This window comes from Streptomyces sp. NPDC042102 (assembly GCF_055582305.1).
The window spans coordinates 1-4,824 of record NZ_JBVJDL010000027.1 but is presented as its reverse complement, the minus strand read 5'-3'; the positions used below and the strand labels follow the sequence as shown (position 1 = coordinate 4,824).

General features: G+C 68.2%; 3 protein-coding genes and 2 pseudogenes. All 5 read right to left on the bottom strand.

Translation table 11 applies throughout. From position 1 onward, the window contains the following. Positions 1 to 125, bottom strand: a pseudogene (locus ACZ6KO_RS34895) (ATP-binding protein); the annotation flags it as partial. Then, entirely contained in the window at positions 106 to 663 is a 558-nt protein-coding gene (locus ACZ6KO_RS34890) for a DUF742 domain-containing protein (RefSeq protein ID WP_469308000.1), read from the bottom strand. The gene ACZ6KO_RS34890 and the pseudogene ACZ6KO_RS34895, both read right to left, overlap by 20 nt. Before the next feature lie 93 nt (positions 664 to 756). Continuing rightward, positions 757 to 1,179 carry a roadblock/LC7 domain-containing protein gene (locus ACZ6KO_RS34885; RefSeq protein WP_319693805.1) on the bottom strand — a complete coding sequence of 141 codons (423 nt, stop codon included), beginning with the start codon at positions 1,177 to 1,179 and terminating at the stop codon, positions 757 to 759. A gap of 1 nt (position 1,180) precedes the next feature. Further along, positions 1,181 to 4,420, bottom strand: a complete 3,240-nt coding sequence (locus ACZ6KO_RS34880) for a sensor histidine kinase (protein WP_469307999.1) — start codon at positions 4,418 to 4,420, stop codon at positions 1,181 to 1,183. 296 nt (positions 4,421 to 4,716) lie between these two features. After that, a pseudogene (locus ACZ6KO_RS34875) lies at positions 4,717 to 4,824 on the bottom strand (ATP-binding protein); the annotation flags it as partial.

Below are 4,824 nucleotides of genomic sequence, written 5' to 3'. Positions count from 1 at the left end.
AGGGGGTTGATCTCGGAGACCGCGCCGACGAACGTGGTCTTGCCCACGCCGAAGCCGCCCGCCACCACGATCTTCGCGGAGGTGGTGGAGCGAGCCGCTCCGCCGTTAGAGCTTGCGAAGTCCACTGAGCACCCTTTCGAGCAGTGTCACGTCAGGCTGGCCGCCGGCGTTTTCGTCGCCGCCCGGCTGATGGATGGCGACCAAACCCGCCTCGGCCAGGTCGGCCACGAGGATTCGGGCGACGCCGAGAGGAATGGAAAGGAGGGCCGAGATCTCGGCCACCGATTTGATTTCTTGGCACAGCCGGCAGATGCGCTGATGCTCGGGCAACTGCCCTTGCAGGCGCGCAGGATCGGCCGTCGTGCTGACCAGCGCCTCGATGGCGAGCTGGTAGCGCGGCCGGGTCCGGCCACCGGTCATGGCGTACGGACGCACCAGCGGGTTGTGGGCCTTGGGGGCCTGTCGCTGCGCACCCTGGTGGGGAGGCGGCGCGTGCCTGCGTGGTTGCTGAGGCGGCTGGGGCTGGCCGTACGACTGTTGCTGGTACGGGTTGTGCTCCGGCATGGGCCGGCTGGGGGCGGAGGGGAAGTTGAAGCGGTTCTGGTCGTGCCCACCCTGCGGCTGCTGATGGCCGCCAAAGGGATGACCTCCGGGTGTTGTCACGTCTCCTCCTCCGACTCCAAAAACGCAGTACTCCCTGTGGAACCGCGCCACCGCACCCTACGGTGCGATGACGCGAAACGCACTGCCTGTCTGTTAGTTGAGAAGGCTTCCCTGCAGTTCGGCGCGCAGGTCCGGGGTGAGGACACTGCCCGCGCGATCCACCAGAAGAGCCATCTCGTAGCCCACGAGGCCGATGTCGCACTCGGGGTGCGCGAGAACGGCCAGCGAGGAACCGTCCGAGACGGACATGATGAAGAGGAAGCCGCGCTCCATCTCGACCACGGTCTGGTTGACGGCACCGCCCTCGAAGATGCGGGAGGCTCCGGCGGTCAGCGAGGTCAGTCCGGAGGCCACGGCCGCCAGCTGATCGGCGCGGTCGCGGGGGAAACCTTCGGACATCGCCAGAAGAAGGCCGTCGGCGGAGACCACCACGGTGTGGGACACCCCAGGGGTGTTGTCCACGAAGTTGGTGATCAACCAGTTCAGGTTCTGTGCCGCCTGGCTCATCGGGCTCACACTAACGCTCCTGGTCATAGCTGTTACTTGACTGCTCTGAACCCGCGCTGCGTCCCTGCTGGACTCCACGTCGCAGGTTACTCAGCCTGCCACGGACGTCCTCCGGGGCGCGGGAGACCGAAGGGCCGCCCTGCGGGGTCGTCTCCGCCGCACCCTCGACCAGGTTGGCCTTGGGTACGCGCCGAGGGAGACCGGACGGGGTGACCCCGCCCGCCTTCGGCTCGCGGAGCTTGCCGGCCTGCTGCCAGCGCTCGTCGTTGCGTGAACGCCAGGCGCTGCCGTCCGCCCCCTGCTCCTCCTCCTGGGCCGGCTGCTGCTGTCGCTGCGGCCGTCCTTCGAAGAGGGAAGGGGTCGACTCCGTTTCCTGCTGTGCCGGCTGCCACTGCTGCTGGCTGCCGCGACGCGGCAGGCCCGCTCCGGTCAGCTGGTGGCCGTTGTCGGCAGCGGCGCCCGGACGGTCGAAGCCTACGCGTTCCGGCGCCGGTTCGGGAGCCGACTGGGATTCCGATTCGATCCCGTATTCCTGCTGGTAGGCCGCCGGATACGAGTTCTGCTCGGGCCACTGTGCCTGGTGGGACTGGCCATCGTAGCCCGTGTCGTAGTTCTGCCCATCCTGCGGCTGGTCCTGGTAGGAACCCTCCGGATAGGTGTAGTTGTCCTGCGGGTACGCCTCGTAGCCACCCTGCTCGCGCTGGGCGTCGTACGCGGGCTCGTAACCCTGTTCGGACTGGGGCTCGTACCCCTGGTACGGCTGGTACCCGTGCTCCGGCTGAGGTTCCGGATAGTCCTGGGCGTACTCCTGGCCCGGCTGAGCGGCCTGACCCTGCCCGTCGTGGCCGCCGTGGGCCTCCGGGGCGTCCTGGCCCTCCAGGTGCGGCTGCTGGCCGACTCCGGCCTCCAGCTGCGCCCGGCGCCCCTCGCGGAACAGGGACCGGCCCATGGAGTCCAGGCCACGGTTCTCGGCGCCCTGGTTCTCGTACCGGGAGTCGTCGAACCCGAGCTCGGCCGCGGTGCGCATCGGAGCGGACTCGTAGGCCTGCTTCTGCGGGATGATCGAGGAGACGGTGAAGTCGTCGTCCGGGATCCCCTCGCCACCACCACCGTGGGTGATGGCGTCCGGGAGCATGACCAGCGAGGTGGTGCCGGCCTGCTCGCCCGAGGGGCGCAGCTGGACGCGGATGCCGTGGCGGTCCGCCAGCCGGCCGACCACGAACAGACCCATGCGCTGCGAGATCGCGGCGTCCACGGTCGGCGGGTTGGCCAGCTTGTGGTTGATGTCCGCGAAGTCCTCGGCGGTCAGACCGATGCCCTTGTCGTGGATCTCGACCATGACGCGGCCGTCGGGCAGACGCGTGGCGTTGACGCGGACCTTGGTCTGCGGGGAGGAGAACGTGGTGGCGTTCTCCAGCAGCTCGGCCAGCAGGTGCACGAGGTCGGTCACGGCCTGGCCGTGGATCTCGGCCTCGGAGACGCCCGACAGCTCGATGCGCTCGTACTGCTCCACCTCGGAGGAGGCGGCACGCAGGACGTCGACCAGGGGGACCGGCTGGTCCCAGCGGCGGCCCGGCTCCTCACCCGCGAGGATGAGGAGGTTCTCGCCGTTGCGGCGCATACGGGTGGCCAGGTGGTCCAGGCGGAAGAGGTTCTCCAGCTGGTCCGGGTCGGCCTCGTTGTTCTCCAGGTCGGTGATGAGGGTCAGCTGGCCCTCGATCAGCGACTGGTTGCGCATGGAGAGGTTCGTGAAGATCGCGTTGACGTTGCCCCGCAGGAGGGCCTGCTCGGCGGCGAGCCGGACGGCCTCGCGGTGGACCTGGTCGAACGCGCGGGCGACCTCGCCGATCTCGTCCTGGGAGTCGATCGGGATCGGCTCGACACGGGTGTCGACCTTGCCCGGGTCGGTGCGCGAGAGCTGGTCGACCAGGCTCGGCAGACGCTGCTCGGCGATGTCGAACGCGGCGCCGCGCAGGCGGCGCATCTGGCGGCCCATCTGGCGGGCCACCAGGCCGGCCAGGAGGAAGGCGGTGGTGAGGGCGACGACCACGACGGCGCCGGTGATGATGGCGTCGGTGCGGGCGTCGTCGGCGACCGCGGCGGCCTCGGTCACGGCCTTGGCGGTGACCTCCTGCTCGATCTGCGTGTACGCCTCGAACTTCGCGGTGGCCGCGGCCTGCCAGAACAGGGCGTTGGTGCCCTTGGTGGCGAGGACCTTGGGGTCCTCGCCGCCGGCTATCGCCTCGGTCATGCCCTCGAGCATGGAGTCGTTGACCTTCGGCGGGGCGACGAACGGCTTGCCGGAGGCCTCGGTCTGCTGCTTGACCTCGGCGAGCTTGGTCTCGCCCTCCTTGGTCTTGGCGGCGAAGACTTCCTTGAGGCGCTCGGTGTCGGCGTCGGTGCCGGCCGCGACGTACTCGGCGAGCGCGATCTCCTCCAGGTAGGCGTACGAGGAGAAGGCGACGAGCTGCCCCTCCTTGATCGCCGGGTCCTTGCTCGGCCGGACCAGGAGGTGGGTGCCGATGGAGCGCTGGAGCGAGCCGGCGGCCTTGGCGAGCTGGATCGCGTAGACCATGCGGCCGTAGGACGTGATGTTTCCGGTGCCCAGGCCCAGCTCGTTGGAGAACTGCATGAGGTTGTGCTGGACCAGCACATAACCCTCTTCGGTGGCCACCGGGCCGCCCTGGCTGGCCGCCAGGTTCTTCTTCGGGGTCTCGGTGTTGAGGTTGTACGCGGTGTCGCGCAGGTGCTGAAGCTTCGGCTCATCCTTCTGGAAGAGGTCGAGACGGTGCTGCAGGCCCTTCTTCTTGGGCATGCCCTTGATCGCCTCGGCGAACTTCTGCTTCGCCTTGTCGGTCTTGGCGCGGGCCTCGACCACGACCGCGTTGTTCTTGTCGCCCCTCAGGAGCGGCTCGGCGGTCAGGTCGCGCTCGTCGAGGAGGGCCTGGCCGTATTCCGACGCGGCCTTGACGATCATGGCCGTCTTCTCGGCGTCCTTGGCCGAGTTCCAGGTGTCGATCGATCCCTTCACCTGGAAGCCGCCCATGACCAGCCCGACGCCGACGGGCAGCAGGAGGATCGCGTTCAGACGCGTCGGCACACGCCAGTTGCGGGGCGAGAACCTGCTGGTGCTACGGCTGCTTCTGGGCGTGTCCATGGGCACGTCGACAGAAGACGCGGCCGCGCGCTGCGGCGGGGTGAAGTTGCCGCGCGCGGGTTCATCCGCGGGGCTCGAGTTGCTTCGCCTCACTCGACCAACAACCTCTCGGCGGTGCTACTAGCTAGTTCGTTGAATTCCAGCATGTCCAACGGCCGTGTTCCAAACAGTTGAATCCGGCCATTCCTAGAGACCTTCGCCTCACATAAATCGGACATAAAGAGCGAGCTGCGGCAAAAACGAGACGCACGGTGAACACAGCGGCACCGGACGAGTGCTGCGAGTGTCCAAGTACCGCCAATTCTCTGTCGAAACGTTATGAACGACACGGGCGGGCCGTGTCCTTGGACACAGCCCGCCCGTGCGGCGGTCGAGTTGGCGGCCCGCCCTTACTTCAGCCGTGCCATGAGGGCGTGTTCGACGAGCGTGATGAGGGCGCTCTTGGCGTCGGCGCGGTGGCGGGCGTCGGTGGTGATGATGGGTGCGTCGGGGCCGAT